Origin of the sequence: Fodinibius sp. SL11 (assembly GCF_052060035.1) — a bacterium.
Lineage (GTDB): Bacteria > Bacteroidota > Rhodothermia > Balneolales > Balneolaceae > Fodinibius.
This window is the reverse complement of sequence record NZ_JBPOEA010000004.1, coordinates 77554-93915: the sequence shown is the minus strand read 5'-3', so window position 1 is coordinate 93915 and position 16362 is coordinate 77554. Positions and strand designations below refer to the sequence as shown.

General features: G+C 39.5%; 16 protein-coding genes. 7 read left to right on the top strand and 9 right to left on the bottom strand.

What is annotated here, in order from left to right; translation table 11 throughout:
• Nucleotides 1-195 precede the first annotated feature (195 nt).
• Complete coding sequence (locus tag ACQ76V_RS07545) at nt 196-432, bottom strand: hypothetical protein (protein ID WP_440999876.1); 237 nt, start codon at nt 430-432, stop codon at nt 196-198.
• Nucleotides 433-469: 37 nt separating this feature from the next.
• Nucleotides 470-856: a hypothetical protein gene (locus ACQ76V_RS07540; protein ID WP_440999875.1), complete on the bottom strand. Its 387-nt coding sequence runs from the start codon at nt 854-856 to the stop codon at nt 470-472.
• A gap of 117 nt (nt 857-973) precedes the next feature.
• Between ACQ76V_RS07540 and ACQ76V_RS07535 the strand changes: the two genes are divergently transcribed.
• From ACQ76V_RS07535 to ACQ76V_RS07520, 4 genes are all read left to right on the top strand, one after another.
• On the top strand, nt 974-1297 hold the full coding sequence (locus tag ACQ76V_RS07535) for a hypothetical protein (protein ID WP_440999874.1): 324 nt from the start codon (nt 974-976) through the stop codon (nt 1295-1297).
• Between the two features lie 35 nt (nt 1298-1332).
• The gene (locus ACQ76V_RS07530; RefSeq protein WP_440999873.1) at nt 1333-1572 is read left to right on the top strand and encodes a hypothetical protein; all 240 of its coding nucleotides are present in this window, start codon (nt 1333-1335) and stop codon (nt 1570-1572) included.
• Between the two features lie 20 nt (nt 1573-1592).
• Complete coding sequence (locus tag ACQ76V_RS07525) at nt 1593-1850, top strand: hypothetical protein (protein WP_440999872.1); 258 nt, start codon at nt 1593-1595, stop codon at nt 1848-1850.
• A gap of 262 nt (nt 1851-2112) precedes the next feature.
• Complete coding sequence (locus ACQ76V_RS07520; RefSeq protein WP_440999871.1) at nt 2113-3120, top strand: IS110 family transposase; 1008 nt, start codon at nt 2113-2115, stop codon at nt 3118-3120.
• A 131-nt stretch (nt 3121-3251) separates the two neighbouring features.
• On the opposite strand, the gene ACQ76V_RS07515 is transcribed toward ACQ76V_RS07520, so the two are convergent.
• Nucleotides 3252-4265: an IS110 family transposase gene (locus tag ACQ76V_RS07515; RefSeq protein WP_440999870.1), complete on the bottom strand. Its 1014-nt coding sequence runs from the start codon at nt 4263-4265 to the stop codon at nt 3252-3254.
• Between the two features lie 360 nt (nt 4266-4625).
• On the opposite strand from ACQ76V_RS07515, the gene ACQ76V_RS07510 reads away from it, so the two are divergent.
• The 3 genes from ACQ76V_RS07510 (at nt 4626) to ACQ76V_RS07500 (ending at nt 6481) form a co-directional block, all read left to right on the top strand.
• Nucleotides 4626-5408: a hypothetical protein gene (locus ACQ76V_RS07510; RefSeq protein WP_440999869.1), complete on the top strand. Its 783-nt coding sequence runs from the start codon at nt 4626-4628 to the stop codon at nt 5406-5408.
• A 187-nt stretch (nt 5409-5595) separates the two neighbouring features.
• Nucleotides 5596-6057: a YybH family protein gene (locus tag ACQ76V_RS07505; protein ID WP_440999868.1), complete on the top strand. Its 462-nt coding sequence runs from the start codon at nt 5596-5598 to the stop codon at nt 6055-6057.
• A 178-nt stretch (nt 6058-6235) separates the two neighbouring features.
• Nucleotides 6236-6481 carry a DUF6429 family protein gene (locus ACQ76V_RS07500; RefSeq protein WP_440999867.1) on the top strand — a complete coding sequence of 82 codons (246 nt, stop codon included), beginning with the start codon at nt 6236-6238 and terminating at the stop codon, nt 6479-6481.
• Nucleotides 6482-6499: 18 nt separating this feature from the next.
• Here the strand turns inward: ACQ76V_RS07500 and ACQ76V_RS07495 are convergent, their stop codons facing one another.
• The 6 genes from ACQ76V_RS07495 to ACQ76V_RS07470 form a co-directional block, all read right to left on the bottom strand.
• Complete coding sequence (locus tag ACQ76V_RS07495) at nt 6500-7489, bottom strand: nucleotidyl transferase AbiEii/AbiGii toxin family protein (protein ID WP_440999866.1); 990 nt, start codon at nt 7487-7489, stop codon at nt 6500-6502.
• Complete coding sequence (locus tag ACQ76V_RS07490; protein ID WP_440999865.1) at nt 7490-8215, bottom strand: type IV toxin-antitoxin system AbiEi family antitoxin domain-containing protein; 726 nt, start codon at nt 8213-8215, stop codon at nt 7490-7492. It lies immediately after the preceding gene.
• Nucleotides 8216-8506: 291 nt separating this feature from the next.
• Complete coding sequence (locus ACQ76V_RS07485; RefSeq protein ID WP_440999864.1) at nt 8507-8917, bottom strand: HipA N-terminal domain-containing protein; 411 nt, start codon at nt 8915-8917, stop codon at nt 8507-8509.
• 1 nt (nt 8918) lies between these two features.
• Complete coding sequence (locus ACQ76V_RS07480; RefSeq protein ID WP_440999863.1) at nt 8919-9902, bottom strand: HipA domain-containing protein; 984 nt, start codon at nt 9900-9902, stop codon at nt 8919-8921.
• Nucleotides 9903-10056: 154 nt separating this feature from the next.
• Nucleotides 10057-12402, bottom strand: coding sequence for an AAA family ATPase (locus tag ACQ76V_RS07475; protein WP_440999862.1), 2346 nt, complete (start codon nt 12400-12402; stop codon nt 10057-10059).
• 27 nt (nt 12403-12429) lie between these two features.
• Complete coding sequence (locus ACQ76V_RS07470) at nt 12430-16146, bottom strand: type IIG restriction enzyme/methyltransferase (RefSeq protein ID WP_440999861.1); 3717 nt, start codon at nt 16144-16146, stop codon at nt 12430-12432.
• Nucleotides 16147-16362: the final 216 nt, after the last annotated feature.

The window sequence follows — 16362 nt, the reverse complement described above, 5'->3', positions numbered from 1 at the left end:
TTTGAGAAATAACCTGAAAAAGTGAGGATATGAATAAACAATATTATGTGTACATGTTATTTGTACAATGAATTAATTCTCTTGGATGAATAATATATTTCCAATGTGCTTTTGAATAAAGATAAGGGCTATTTTGCATGTTATGATGACAATGAATAGTATGGTGAGTCATATGTATAAGACTAGGTTATCTTCTTAAACAAAACTTTTGAAGTTTTGCTGTCCCTCTTCTTTGGCTTGTTCCTCAGTGTCACACCAACCACTCATAGACACACCGCCCATAATCATTTTATATTTTCGGCTAACAGCAGAATTGTCGCCTACTTTTTTACTGCCATCTAAAAACTGTTGGCTTTTAATCTCACTCCCAGCCTGTCTCAAATATTCGGCTTTTTCTTCTTTGCTCATTTCGTCCCATTTTACTTGTGTCATAATCAGTATAAGTTTTGTTTAAAAGATAACCAGCGCATTAAGTCGGAAGCGACTCGCCGTCGCTTCCTTCTCTAACGTTCGCTAAAAAGTTGTCAGCGAGTTTGCTCTTATATTCAGTAGCTTTTTGCTCAATACCCTCTTTGTATCTTAATGCTTTATTTCTGGCATTTTCCCATCTGTAGCCCATTTTCGCACGGTCATCATCACTCACCATTTCTAAAAGTTTTGCCATGCCATGCGGCTTAAACGTCTGCTCAATAAGCTTTTTATTAGAACTTTCCGGTGTCGCCTTTCCTGCCTCATAACGCCGCCAAGTATTAGCCCCAAAGCCGCAAACTCTACTCATGTCAGTTTTATTAAGTCCGTAAATATCTCTCACTTGCTTCATTTTATTTCTAAAGCGCTCACTGTTTTCAGTATCCATAATATTTGCTTTTCAATTATCTATTATCCTTAATCGCTCCGGTTATGCGCTCCACCGTTAGGTTTACTCAAAAACATCAAGCCTAATTTCCAATAAATTTTAATTAAACTATTTATTATGAGCACTTGGATTATAGTAATTGTTATAGGGATTGGCCTTCTTTTCTTTTTTCTACGTTCAAAAGCTTCGCAAAGAGGTGATCTCTTTTTAATCAAAAAAATAAGAAATCAACCACAAGTAGTTTATGAATGGGCAAAGTCTAAGCCAAATATTTGTAAAATCATTGATAACTCCGGTATGCATTTAGACTTCAATACCGATATTTTTGTTGGTCCCTATAAAGTTAACGTACCCTCTCTTGGACATGAGGAAATAAAACTATATGTCAGAAGGGATTCTGTCCAAACAGCAGTTGAGGATTTAAAGAAACAAGTTTCATAAAATTTTCTGCTTCAATCTTTTGAATATCAATTATCATGTCCACAACTACTATTATTCTTGGTCTTATTGCACTCTTTATAATATGGTGGTTTAAAGGTGCTAGAGAAGCATATGTTATTAAAGACAAAGTTATTTTTATTCTAACAAATAAATACGATTTAAATAGAGTTGAGGCTATAGCTTTATTTGATCGAAACCAACGTTTCGTTGTTGATTTGCACAAAAATAATACAGATCCAGAAAAAATAGCCGAAAAACTATACAACTTCTTGTAACTGAAATTTCAAAATCCATTATGGAATTATTCTTCCTAATACTTTTAGTTGGTATAGTAATTTTTTGGTGGATTAAAATTGGAAATAAAGGAAAAAAATTATTTCAGGAAATCGAACAAGAGTTAACTACAAATTACGGATGGAGCTCAGACAAAGCCTTATTTGTTTGGAAAAAATTCAATAAAAAAATTGTAAATATGCAATTTGATGGTTTGTCATCCGAAGAAATAGCTGAAAAGTTAAATGAGAAATTTAATAACACGCATTCAGAAAATTAGTTTTATTGACGTAAACCTAACCCGCCTTTAGATTACTCCTATCCAAAAATGACGTACTTTGGCGGTATATCCGCCACTGGACCCGCCGGGGTGACCTAGCTAACCCGCTAGCTTTCGAGCTATCATGCGTATGAGTCCCCGGCAGGTTCCAGACCAGAAGGCACTAGTTAGAATGTAAGCCCAACGAGCTCATAAAGGTAATAGTGGCTGGTCCTATCCAGTGAGCGGTAGTCATTCACTAATAAATATAGGAGAAAATCTCATGGAAGCCAGCTATTATGTAGGTATTGATATTGGGAAACATCGGTTGGATTGGCACGTAAATGATGCCCAAAATACTGCACTCACAACCGGTCAGGCTGCAAACACCCCAAAAGGAATCCAAAAGATGGTAGCCCGATGGAAGCGAAGGAAGATTTGTTTAGACGAGCTCATCGTCTGCTTTGAGCATACCGGGCCGTACGGACTGTTATTGGCTACGCTCTTAGAGCAGTCCGGGGTTTGTTATGTCATGGTTTCGGCCGCTCAGGTTCAGCTTTCGTTGGGAATCCGTCGGGGAAAGTCAGACCCCATTGACGCCCGGCGCCTGGCTGAGTATCTGTGGCGTTTCCGGGACCGATTGTCTCCCAGTCGGCTGCCATCCAAGGCGTTATTGGAATTGCGGGGATGGCTGCTATGGCGTGAAAAGCTGGTAAAAATGCGAACGGCCCTTACCAATGGCATCAAAGCAAATACCCTAACGAGTCAAGTAGCAGATTTGGGCGAAATTAACAATCAGATGCAGGCGCAACATGATCAACTAACAATCCTGCTAAAACAAGTCGATCGCACCATTAATGGGCTCCTCCGCAGGTACAATACCACCGAAGGCCAATATGATCTACTGGTAAGCATTCCCGGCATTGGTCCAATCATTGCCGGTTGGCTGCTGGTCTATACGGAAGGATTTACCCGGTTTGCCAATGGGCGGCAACTGGCCTGTTTTGCCGGCAGTGCCCCGTTTCCCAAGCAATCGGGCCAACACAAGAGTCCCGACCGAGTCAGCCGGTGGAGATGCCAACGACTAAAATCACTATTAGGGAATGGCGTACACTCAGCCATCCAATATGACCCGGAGCTGAGAGGGTATTACAAACGCAAATGCGCCGAAGGAAAACATCCCCAAAGCGTGAGAAATGCCGTCATCTGTAAGTTACTGTATCGGGTCTTTGCCGTTATTGATCGAGGTACTCCGTACGTAAAGATACATCAACATGAGGCAATAAAATGAGTTGACTTAGTCTTAGAATACGCATTAAGTGGGACGTGCCTCGCCGTTGGCTGCCGGTTTCGATTTCGTCAGTTTCCAAAGTACATTTTAAAACAATTTCAACATGTTAGCGCACGTATTCTAAGACTAAGTCAAGCTATTGTTGTAGTCTTGTGCTCATATAATTTCACATAAGGCGTCCCACGATTAATGACCGCAAAGACCCGATACAACAGCTTACAAACCACGGCATTCTTTACGCTCTTCGGATGTTTCCCCTCCTCACATTTACGTTGGTAGTAGGCTCGCAGCTCCGGGTCATACTGGATAGCCGAATGTACCCCATTGAGCAGCAGGGTCTTTAGTCGTACGCAACGCCACTCGCTGACCCGGTCGGGATTCTTGATGTTGCCGGATTGGTTAGGAAATGGAGCACTGCCGGCAAAACAGGCCAGCTGGCGGGCGTTGGCAAACCGGGTAAACCCTTCCGTATATACCAGCAGCCAACCGGCAATTACAGGTCCGATGCCCGGGATACTTACCAACAGATCATATTGACCGCTGGTGGTATTGTACCGGCGAAGCAGACCCCGAATCTTCCGATCAACCAACTTCAGTTGCTCGGTCAACCCCTCGTGGTGGGCTTGCATTTGATCGTTTATTTCGCCGAGATCTGCTACTTGGCTGGTAAGGATATTTGCTTTGATGCCATTGGTTAACCCTGTTCGCATTTTTATGAGCTTCTCCCGCCACAGCAGCCATCCACGTAGCTCTAGCAACGCTTTTGAAGGAAGCCGGCTAGGCTGCAGGCGATCCCGAAAGCGCCAGACGTATTCGGCCAGCCGCCGGGCATCAATGGGGTCCGACTTTCCTCGGCGGATACCAAGGGAGCGCTGAACCTGGGCGGCGGCCACCATCACGTACCGAACCCCGGCCTCTTCGAGCATCGCCGCCAACAGCAATCCATAGGGACCGGTATGCTCAAAACAAATGATCGTCTCTTCCAGGCATATACCCTGACGAGACCATTGGTCCAGCAACTTGGTAATCCCGCAAGGACTATTTTGAACGTTTCCGGCGGCTAATGGTGTATTCTGAACCTTGTTCACTTGCCAATCCAGCTGCCGTTTCGATATGTCAATCCCAATCCAATAGTTCCCTTCCATCACGGTTTCTCCTATATTATGTAGTGAATGTTAAACTGGGATTACGACCAACCACTATTACCTTTACTAGCTCCCTTGGAGCTTACATTCTAACTAGTGCACTTTGGTCGGAAAACTGCCGGGGACTCATACGCGCGCTAGCCCGTAAAGCTAGCCCCTTATCTAGGTCACCCCGGCAGCTCCCAGTTGCTCTTCGATTATTCCAAGATATGATTATTTTACTACCGATAATCTAAAGGCACCTTATGCGTAAGGGCTCTTAATTTGCATTTCTGGCTCCCTTTAAGAAAATTTGATTAGTTTTTAATGTTTTTGTGAAAACATACGTCATCAAGATCAAAAGTAAATAATGGGGTGGTTATGGATACTCAAACTTCACAAAGGGTGGGCAGTATTATAGATAAAGATTCCCAGCCAATAGTAGATAGCTATTTTTATATGGGTTTAGCCCTATTTATGATAGCAATCGCCATTATTGGTTTTTGGAACAATTATTTTGGCCCTTTCTTATTTGGTTCACTGGATGCTCATTGGTTAATTCATGTTCATGTCGTTGTCTTTGGTTCTTGGCTGGTTCTTTTTCTTGGGCAGGCAATTCTCGCTTCCAAAGATAAAATCAATTTTCATCGACAGATTGGTAGTTATTTTGGAATACCTTGGGGTATTCTCCTTCTGATACTTGGGTTTATCGTTACCTTTGCTGTTATTTCTCCTGGTATAGGAGAAGAACATGAGGTCCAAAATTATGCTGTCCCACTAATAGCTTCTCTCGGCGATTTGTTAGCATTCGCTATTCTTCTTGCTGCTGCTATTCTATACCGAAAAAAAGCTGCTATGCATAAACGCTTCATGGTATTGGCTACCGCATCACTCATGGAAGCTCCTGTTGCTCGAATTGCAAGAGAAATAGGAATGCCTGAAGGTTTTTTGGTTTTAGTTTTGGTGAGCCTTTCCCCAGTTTTTATTGCAATGGGCTATGACCGCTGGAAACAAGGACGTATCCATAAGGTCTATTGGATAGGACTTGGATTTTTATTTTTCAAACTTACTCGTTTTTTATGGGCTGCTGAATCAGATTGGTGGCTTACTTCATCTGAATGGTTGATAGAAAATATGTATCCAATCATAAACTCAATAATTTAATCCCATATCATTATGAAAAGCGGCCTAACTCGCGTATTAAGGGGAAGCACCTCGCCCTCTCTTGCTCGTTTTGTTTTCTTTTTGCTAAATAGTAAACTGAAAATTGATTTAACAACAGTACGTGCACCACTTATCCGCCAGAACGTTAGGTGGCTTCAACGATAACTTTCATCAAAGAGAATATATTATGCGTTTTCTTACATTATTAGTACTCCTTGTCCTTTTCTCACAGCCCTCGATAGCACAAACACCGTCCTCAACAGTTGCAGATTCTCTGATGGACAAGTGGGTACATATATGGAATTCCGACGATGCTCAGGCACTCAAAAGCTTTTATTCTGACGATGTAGCTAGTTCAGCTGATGGTAGCCATAGCATGTTGAAGGGTAAAGAAGCTGTTTTAAATGATAGTATTAACAAAATGGAACAAACGGACGGACTGGAAGTCTATGCCCTATATTCTTATCAAGAAAATGGCGAAGCATATCATATTGGACGTTTTACAATAAATGTGAAAGGAAATCCAACAACAGGTTCTTACACATTCTTTTTCAGAAAGGATTCAACTGATCACTGGCAACTTCGTTATACCTATTTTGTTCATGATCCTGTTAATAAACTCGAAGAATTTAAAACGTTTAAAAAGTAAGCCACCTAACCCGCCTTTAGATTACAACTACGGTGGTATAATACGCTACTGAACCCGCCGGAGTGACCTAGCTAACACATATAGATTAGAACTGATCACTATAACAGAAAACTTCATTATTTTCTATACATCAAATGAGAACAGAAAGCTGTTATTTCATTAATTAACTACAAAAGCTATGGAATACGACAAAGAGAAAGTTGATGAAGTAGTACTTGCCTTATTGTGGCTAACGACATTTAATGAAAGTCCTGGGACTCGGGCTTGGAAGGGACATAGCTGGGAACACCTGGATCGGCTCCATGAGAAAGGATATATCGGCGATCCCAAAAACAAGAATAAATCAGTCGTAGTAACAGAAGAAGGGGAGAGGCGTTCAAAAGAGTTTTTCAGCAAGTATTTTGGAATAGGAAATACTGAGTAAGTTGGTTTGTCTAATTAATTACAGTACCTCTCCAAGATCCCAATCGATAGATTTAAGGCGCTTGGCAACCCTTTTAATATCTCTCAGTACAGCATCATCTTCTGGAAGATCGCCAATAACCAACTCCTTAAAAGTACCGTTATAAACGGACTTGATCTTATCCCAGGTCTCTTCGGGTTTGTCAAAAAGCAGAGCTGAGGCAGGATGCTCGTATAGCCAATCGTACTGGTCGCTATAGCTTTCGATATCGTCGGCTCCAACTTGGAGCAGCATTTCATCCAGCTTATTGCTTTCGAAGAATTCTTGAATTGCGGGTTGCTTTAAGAGCATGTGAATATCGTAGGTATGGCGGACTTTATTTCCGAGATACTCATATGGGTTTTCGGCATGTGAGAAGCGGACCAGGGACATTATTTTTTCGCAAAAGGTCCGTTCTATTGTTAGTACTTTCAAAGGGAAGGGGGCTAATCCATATTTTTCAACTAGCTCTTCCTGACCTCTTGCTTTCATCATGTCGGCGATAAAAGAATGAATCTCTACCTCTTCATGAGGCTCAAAATGTCCCAGCCTTGATACCTCTACAATGATTTTATCGCGAACCTGGCCATAGGTTTGGTCATATCCATGTTTCGCATACTCGTAGGCTACTTTTCTATTTTTCCCACGTTTCATGGTAATCCCCGGTAATTCTACTTCCTCTAAGTCTGTATCGTTAACCACTTTGCTGACGTCCCGGACTCTTTTGTCCATTTGGTTGTTGGATAGGTCGGGATCTTCTAACACCACAAGATCTATATCCTCCGAAAACCGGTTGATCGCCTGGTAGCATTTGGAGAGCGAGGTGCCTCCCTTAAATACGGCAACGTCTTTCATATCAGAATGAAAGATCGCGTGAAGGGCATAGGTTACCCAGTAGTCTTTCTCAATATAGATTTCCCGAATATTCTTCTGGTCAGCGGTAGCCCTTATGGCATCCCGAAATATTTCGGCATCTTCGTGTAGGTTCATCTAAACAATATTCCAGTTTTGGGCTGTGGATAAGCTACTGCCAAGACTCCCGAACTCATAACTCGATAACGGATTTAAGCTATTCTTCAATTTTGGGAAAGCACTGTTGAATTCCTGGTCGGTAAGCAAGGCACCCAACAGCGCACGTACGCGGGGAGGATATTGCAGGGCATAGGTAATCAGCTTATTTCTGTCGGTATTACTCAAATCACGAATGCGGCTTTGCAGTTGCTCGATAGCATTATCGATATCCAGGTCTGGGATTTTCTTGAAATCCTTTATAGCATCCAGGATCTCAAGGAAACAGATGTTCTCGTCAGTGGGATCCACATAACTTTTGACCGATTTTATCTTCAGGTTATCGATCTCTGTATTGATTCTCTTTTTGTTACAGGCAAGGGTAACTGTTTTGGGGACCTGCGTCGTAAGCCCCATTCGATTGTACAAGGACAAGCCGGTGATATAGGCAATACGATTGTCACCTTCGTACATATAGGGTTTAAGCAGCTGCTCTTCATTAGGCTTTAAATCGCCAAAAACTGACTTCTTGGGCTTGTAAAACAGGCCTTTGGAAATCCTTTTGACGGTACCCTTGGATATCATCCGTTCGATGGCCTTGGTAGCAGCCCCGTACTCGCTATTTTTTATGCTGAGCTGATCATATTTAAATGTCGTTCCTTCGTCAAAGGAAGAAACTTTGTCTTTAATTCTTTGTGCCGTACTCATAATGCTAGGTGTTATGCTAATGGCCTTTTAACAGCTTGTATCAATATAGCATTTAATCGTTAGATATGTCAAGTTTTTTACGTTGTTTACTTGACATATTAGGAGTGTTAATAAGCTTTATTAATATCTTTTTGAAGGAGAAAACTTCAAGTTGTGGGCTTAATATCCTAGTTGTTACTTCTTATGAACTAGTTGTTACTTCTTATGAATTGGGATAAGCTTTAACGATTGTTAAATCTCCCTAGAACTCGTGAAGACTGTAAATCTTAATACAATTTTGTGGAGACAATTTTAGGCAGCACCAACAAGTTCGTAAGGGTTAGAAATGGTTTTTTCTCCAAAGCGCTTCAATAATTCAACCTCATTTGATCGATCGATATTCTCAGATTCCAGAATATTCTCTATTTCAGGTTGGTTTAAACCAGGTATGCGGATAGTAAAGAAAGGCCAAAGCTCCTCATTTTCATACACTTTGTTGGTATCCGGGAACTGTACAATCGGACGCAGTTCATCCTGCTCTTTAAATTCATCAGAATAGGAAAACTTCCAAATCCCATCTTTCAGTTCTAAATAACCGACAGTAAGGGATTTATACTTTAACTCAAACTCAGCTTTGATACCTGAAGGTGTTTCAAGATCTTCATGCCCCTCAGAATGCTGATTGAGATATTTAAATAACTTATTTTTTGCTTTTTCAAGCATATTATGGGAGTAAGCTCTTAATCCGGTTAACTCGTTTAATTAAGCATTTCTCAATTAAACAACGTCTTTTAGCACTAAAAAATTCTTTAAACTCGTCATTTAGTACAACTTTAATATCACTTATCGCTTGATTGAAATCAAATGCAAGTATAAAATCACAATATTCTGAGGAGTTATAAATCACATGTTCAAGTAACCCAAAATGATTCAATACTCCCTTTTTATCCCATCCTGTCGTTGGCATTGACCCATTAATATATGACTCTAATTTGCTTTCATGATCGAGATAAGCATCAAGGTTCGACTCCGGATAATTCCAAAACAAACCCCTTGCAGTATCATATATAGGAGAAAACCTGGGCTCAGCATCTTCTTTAATACTTTCAATGACACCCCAGTTTTCAAAATGCCGGTCATTATTTCCAACCACCGCATCAAAAAACAGCATCTTTACAAAATCCTTTAAAATGTTTTCTGAAGAATCAGGATAAACATCCGTTATTGCGTCTTTTATCGACTGAAATGTAAAAAGTTCTTTTGTTTTCTCGGCCTCATCAACTTGTTGAACAAACTCCTCATCTTCAAAATGAGCCGAAAATATTTCAGAACCGTGAACTAACTGTTCATCTTCAGCATTGAGGAAATACTTAGAAAGAAAACGCAACTGACCTTTCGCCAGCATCAGCTTTGAATCTGCTACTTTGAAACCCAATTCCTGACCAACTCGCGTCATGAACTGTTCAGTTATAGATTCATTGGGATACCACTTGTGACCTACTTTTGCAATATAGGTAGGCCACTTCAGGGGACTGTCTTTTCGGGCTTCTCCATATTCATAAATTCTGATAAAGTCTTTGGGAGCATTCCCAGGGACTTTAACATCACCTACTCTATAATAACCCTCCCTGATTGGATCAACTAATCCCATAAGGTTGGGATTATACCCAGAATAAAATTCAACATCTGTTTTTTTAAGTTTGCTCATTTAGAGTAAATCTTACGCTCGGACCAATCTTCCTGGAACTAGTCGGGATTGAGTTGTTTCTTCTTAGTTGTGTTTGATGTGTTTTTGGAGAAGATTTTTGTTTGTAAACTGAAATTATATACCATGGATTTTTATGGTAGATATAATTATACAATCACATTTTATTGTAAATAAAATCCAAAACATCTCTCGCAAGTAGGATCATATCTTCATCTGATCTGTCTCTAATTTTATGGTGAGAGGGATTAAGTGACTTTCTCAATTCATGGAGTTCTTTAGCAATTGGATCCTTGATTATACCATTAGTATTTAACTCATTAATTAGATTACCAAATTGTTCATTTTTTAACGACAACTCGAGAATTTGTTTACGGTATCTTGATCGCAGTTCATTTTCGAGATACACTCTTAAATCTTTTTCAATATCTTCTGTATGTTTTCTTTCAACAAATCCATTAATTCGGCGCAACATTTTTTGATGGGGAGTTTCGATAAAATCTGCCCTATTGGCTTCAACTAATTTTGATCCAGTTGTGTCTTTTTCTAATCGTAATAGCTTGATGGTACCTGAATCATTGTACAGTCGATCAAAAAAAGATTTAAGATACCTGGGATAATGTGAGATAATCACTAACTGTCGCAAGTTATATTTTTCTGTATTGAACAAACGTATACTTTGTTCAATCCTACCATCATCAAAGCTAGTTACAGGATCATCAAGTACGACAACTGTATTATTTCTTTGATCATCTGTAAAGGACTCGATTTTAGCCCAAAAAATAGCTAATGCTAGAGCTCTTTTATCAGACTCACTAAAAAAAGCTTTTATTTTATCCTTTTTGATAGTTTTACCCGCATATTTAGCCTTAATTTGAATAGTTGGTAAATCACCCCGTTTACTAACCTTTTTATATATGCTAAATTTTGTGCTACCAAGCTTATTGAAAATTTTATTTATATCATCAAAATATTTATCCAAAAATGCTGTTTGTTCCTTTTCTAATTGATCCTCTAAATTTTCTTTCAAAGATTGAGTTTTATCAATCTGTTGCTCTAAATCGATATATTTCTGGCAAGCATTTTTCGAATTAATTCTTCGTTTTTGTAATTCAATATTACTTAGTTCAGTTTTATAATTAGAAATCTTTTCACTTATTTCTTCTGTATTAAGAGAAGTTTTAAAATTTTGAATTCCTTCAATTATTTTTTTTAAAACTGTTTCATACTGAGAAATATCTTTTTCTATATTTTTAAATAGCTTCAGTTCATCGTTACAGGAAAATGGAGATATCTTCTCTTGTATTGCATTTCGCTTAGTCTGTATTCTGTCTTTAATCTCTTTTTTTAATTCGGGATATATCTTATCCCAGTGATTGATTTTCTTAATTAAAGATTCACTAAATTTCTCCAGTTTTGTTACAAGATCTTTAAAATCTTCATTTTTTATCTCGTCGTACTGATTGATAATGGCTTTATTCTTGTCTATTGTATCTCTAATACTATTGAGCTGAAAACCATTTATATCATTTTCAATATTGCTAAGTTTCTTTTTGGTCTCCTTGACATTTTGTTTGTAAGAAAGGTCAAAAAACTTTTTGTAGAGTTCTATTAATTCAATAGCATCATCCAATTCTTGGCCACAGAAAGGACATTCTTCATCTTTGATATGATCTAAACCTTTAAAGATCCATGACTGAGTTGTATCTAAATTCTGTGTTTTATTTTTAATATGAGTTAGTACTTTATTTTTTACTTCTTCATGAATCTGTTCAATAGAAGATTTTAAAATCGCATTGAATTCTTCTATAAAAAGAGATAAATCAGCGTTTAAATTTAAAAAACCTGGCTCTTCTCTTGATTGGATATCTTTGATGTTCTCCCTTAATTCACGCTGGTTAGTAAGTTTTGATGTAACTTGTTCAAGTTGTCTATCTAAACTTTCTAAATCCTCCTGCACCTCAAGTTCTATAAATCTCTTAATATCTTGAACCCCTTCAAACGATTCAGATTCAAGTTCTTTTAACCCCTTCTTTTGTTTTCGAAGCTTTGACTTAATTTCTGCTATTTCTTCAGCTTTTTTAACACTTTCTTCTCCTAATACAAACTGGGTGACATTTTCATAATTGTTTCTTTCAATTGTTAAGCCAGTAAAAACATTTCTATATATAAAATTTGTATCGAAGACTAACAGGTGTAAATCATCCGGTAGTGTTTTATCCCATTCCCCTCCATTAAATTTATAAGTAGTTTCACTACTGTCACCATTGGGTTCAAAATTAATTTCTACAGACTGGCTGATATTATTCGGATTAGGAATACTTTTTCTATTTGTGATATACTCAGGATTTTCATCAGCTAATGATCTTAGCACATCACATAAAGTAGATTTCCCATAAGTATTTTCTCCGTAGATAATTGTAATAGGTTCAAACTGTAAAGGATGTGCTGTCATTTCTTTAAAACATCCAACACTTTTAATCTCTTGAATTCTTTTGATCATAATCTTTGTATACCTTATTGATATGAATTAAACACTCTCTTCTACTATCCCAATCTCCTCCTCACTCAACCCATAAAGCTTATATACAAGCTGGTCTATTTCCTCTTCCAGCTCGCTGGTGTCGGCTTCGGGGTCTTTGTCTTTGGCGGTGAGAATTTGTTCTACTTTACTTTTAATCTTTTTATGGTAACTCTCATTATTATTTACTGGGATAGGTAAATCTCTTATTTCGTAGACGAGTAATTTAGGGAAAGAATCTTTATGGCTATTAGATGAAGATATGTTGTGGTAAAATGAAATGAGCTTTGAATTTAAAATGCCTAACAAATATTCAATTGGTATATCAGATGAGTCTTTAATTCTTATACCATCAACTGAGTTTGTGAAAACAAAATCCTCATCTGATATAGAAGCTTGAATTCTTCCACCTGTAGTAATTTCTCTCACAACTATTACTTTGCTATCTTTGAACCAATCCTCATCCCTCGGGGCGGCTAGCCAAGGGCCATAACTAAGATATTTATCTTTAAAATTGATTTTATATCGGTCAATATCTCTCCCTCCAATTACCTTTAGGTATGTATCATTTTCTTTTTTGTCACTATGAAAAATTTTGTTTTTAGAAGCTGAAGGTTTTTGTGGTGGAGTTCCTTTTCCTTTCTCATATACTTTGACGCCCCAAACAACCTCTGCGATATCATTTAATCTTTTGGTATTATTTTGAATTTTCTTGATTAAATGTAGTTCATAGGGGGAAAGATGAATAGGGAATATTTTGTGCGATTCCTCAACAAAATGCTTGGTTTCAAATTTCTTTACGTCATCTGTATTTGTAATATGGTTGACTTCAAACTCTTGGGCGGGAGTAGCTTTCTGGTACAATAAGATTAAGGTTTCAACTACGGCATCTTCAAATGTGTTTTTAGGACACACAGTAACCTTTTTTATCCGTAACTCATTGAGAATAAATTCACGGAAACTCTGATCATATTTAGCTCCAATCCAACTTGTAGGTATAATAAAGCTACAATACGAGTTAGTATTTAATATTGATTTCGATATTTCAACGAAGATGGAAAAACTATTAATTTGATAGTCTGAGGTTTTAAATTTTTCCCGTAAAAATGTATCCAGTTTGCCAGTAAATAAAGTGCCATATGGAGGATTTCCAATTACTGCATCAAAACCGGTAAAGCTACCATCCTCGTTCAGTACCTCGGGAAACTCAAAACGCCATTCAAAAGCTTGGTCGTAAAAGGTGGCATTCTCAAGTTCTTCGAGCTCCTCTTCCAGTTTATCAATTTTCTTCTTGGTCTTTTTTATCTTTTTCTGCTCCTTTTTGCTCTTCTTTTCACCCTCAAATAGGTCCAGTTTAGTTTCTTCACGTATTAGTATCTCTTCCTGCTTTTTCAGTTCTTGTCGTACTTCATGTTGTTCCTTTAGGCCAGCTTCAAAATTATTTTTTATCGATTTAATCTGTTCTTTTAGTGCCCGTTTGTCCTCCCGGTCGCCAGTTTCCTTATAGCTGCGAACGGCCTTTTTGTATTCCTCAATTGTCAGATCTTCGTTGTTAGACAGGATCTGGGAAAGGTCGGCATCTAGGTCGAAGCGGCTTACCAGTGAGTTACCTTGTTTGATGTTGATATCAATATTGGGCAGCACTTCGAGCTGTTGAAAGTCCGTATTTTCCTTGTAGTAAGCATGCTTAAGCAGCTCAATCCACAGCCGGAGCCGACAGATATTGACCGAGTTGGGATTGATATCTACCCCAAACAGGCAGTTTTCAATAAGGATATTCTTTTCCCGGAACAGGGCTTTCTGCAGGCGCTGGGTGTCGGGGCCAACCGTACGTTCAATGGTTCCATTTTCTTTCCACTCCGAATGCGCACGGTATTCAAAAAACGGATCTTGTCCCACCGAGATGCTAAGCTCATCATTGTCCACGCTGATTTCCACATCCCGAATGCGGTGGTTATTCTCATCCACAAAGATGCGAAGATCACTTTTAATGGCTATCAATTCATTAAGAGCCGAAACCAAAAAGTGTCCGGAGCCCACGGCCGGATCACAAATAGTGATGCTATTAACAACTTCGTTAGCCTTATCGTATGGAATTTCGTGGCGGGATATCTTGGCGGCTACATCATCAATGTCCTCACAGCCCCAGTTCTCGTAGGTTTCATTAAACTTTTGAACAACCGCCCGACGAATGGTTTCCCGACACATGTATTCGGTAATATAGCCGGGAGTAAAGAACGAACCATCCTTGTAGCCGTTAATCTTCTCAAAGATGCGTCCCAGCACCGAAGCGTTAATAAGCGTCTTGGCTTCTTTCTGGACCTCAGCCGTACCTTCCGTGTTAAAGTTATAGGCATCCAGAAAACGTAGCAGGTATTCTAGGGCAGACAGCTTTTCGCCTTTGAGTCGCTCACCGTCACGGTTGCGAATTTTACTGCGACTGTACACCGGCATTTGTAGCCCGTCCTCCAGCTCCGAGATGCGAATCGTATCCTGCTCGATATCAGCCACATCAAACAGGGAGCTGTTTAGGTAGGGAATATGCCCAAAGTGTTGGTTGATGCGCTCGGAGCGATCTTCCTGAGGGACGGCCAATACCTGGAAGAAGAGCTTATTTAATCCATCATATTCGTCAATGTCGCGATGGCTTAGAAATCGAAATCGCTCGTCTTCCCTGTGGTATTTAAAGAGCTGGGATTCCAGTAGCTTCAGAAACAGGATACGGTTGATCCAGGTGATCAATAGCTGGATCCCCACATTAAATAGCTGCTCCTGTTCATCTTCGCCAAACTCCGATCGGTTGGGGAGTCGCGATATCACGTTCAGGCTTTTAAGCTGGGTGATGGTGTTTTCAATTAAGGAAGCATGCTGGCGGTTTTCCTCATCCAGCCGGGTAATATAGTGGGTGCCTTTCTCCTTGTATTCTTTCAGCCCCATAATATAGAGCAGCTCACGGTAAAACGCTTTGTTGAGTTCGTTGCTGTCGCTGGCAAAGGGCTGTTTGAGCAGGTGCGTAGGCGTAAAGAGCTTAAAGACCGGCACCAGCTTTTTCTGCTCGTCGCGGCTGAGTTCGTCCTTTTCCAGCAGCCTTCGGTACCTGCTCAGATCTAATTCGGCTGCTGTAATGTTTGCATCCAGCTCCTCCACAAATTCCGCCAGGTGATCATAGACAAACTGCGTGCGGGAACTTACTTTTTGTCCCTGTTTCCACTCCTCATACCAGTTTTGAAGCTTTTTAGATTCGTAGAAATAACGTTCGAAATCCTGGGCATCAAAGATATACCAGTGATACACATCCGTAATAATGATGTGTTTGATATCCTCGTTGCCGTTATCGATGCGCTCCCGAAGGTAGTAGAGAATAGCCTCGTGAAATGCCTTACGGTTTAGGTCATCCCCGGTAACCATCTCCGAGCTGTTGGATGGACGCTTGGCTTCAATGATGACGCCCACGTTCGACTTTCGGGTTTTGCCATTATGGATGGCCAGATCCTGCCGCTCTTTGGTGTTGATGTAGTGGTCTTCTTCAAAGTTGGTATTGCTGAAGAAGGGTTTGATCAGGTTTTTCAGATGCTCTTCGGATTCGCCTTCCTCCACCGCATCGTCAGCCTGGTTCAATAGTTTTAACAGCCGCTGGCGAAAGGTTTCGAATTCCGTCTCGGTAATAGACTCTTGTAGGAACGCATTATCAACAGCTCGTCTTGGGGAAATCGTCTCTATCTGCATCAGTAATTGTTAAATAAACCAACGTTAGTTTGACCTCATTCTAAGGACTGGGAGGGGAAAGAGCAAAAAGGAATAACGCTATGGGGTTAAGTAAGCCTCATTCCAAATTTTTTGAATAGTTCTTTTAGAAAGCCTACTAGTTTACCAAAAGGAAAGCTATTTTTATTCAGATCGTGCTTATGCCAGAGACCTATAATATGTTGAACAAACCGGTAA